Origin of the sequence: Centipeda infelix ATCC 43532, assembly GCF_000234095.1 — a bacterium.
Taxonomy (GTDB): Bacteria; Bacillota; Negativicutes; order Selenomonadales; family Selenomonadaceae; genus Centipeda; species Centipeda infelix.
Map to the genome: position 1 here is coordinate 1 of NZ_JH376825.1, position 509 is coordinate 509.

At 51.5% G+C, this 509-nt stretch carries 1 protein-coding gene; it reads left to right on the top strand.

Annotated features, from left to right (window positions below):
- A partial coding sequence (locus tag HMPREF9334_RS11305) for a replication/maintenance protein RepL (RefSeq protein ID WP_006693596.1) occupies positions 1-253 on the top strand: 253 nt, incomplete at its 5' end.
- Positions 254-509: the final 256 nt, after the last annotated feature.

Below are 509 nucleotides of genomic sequence, written 5' to 3' on the forward strand. Positions count from 1 at the left end.
CGATAAAAGCGGTATCAGCTATCAAACGGTATCGAGGACACTACAAGCACTAATCGACAGTAACTTCTTGCAACGCATCAATCAAGGCGCATATCGCGTAAACCCAGACGTATTATTCAAGGGCGGGAAGAACGCAAGAATGAACGTGCTGCTGCAATATCACGACGCAGCAGCCGAAGGGGACGGCTCGAACGATTCCGCAGCCATTCCTGAAGAACAATACGAGGTATTCGCAGAGCAAAAAGCAAGCTGACTTGAATCCGATCGGCGCCGATGTGCGCCGATCTATTTTTTTATCCGCCCATCGCGGCGGATCAGCGAACGAAGGTGAGCGGCAAAAATCGCCCGATACAATCGGGCGCGAACGGCGTTTCAGATTCTGAAATGCATAAGTGAGCTTCGAGCAATTCTGCTCGAAGGTGTGCACGAGTTTTTCGCGGCTGCGAGAAACTCCTAAGTGCACATCGAAAACGCACTGAGACACGCAACAGGGGATAGGCAAGGCACAC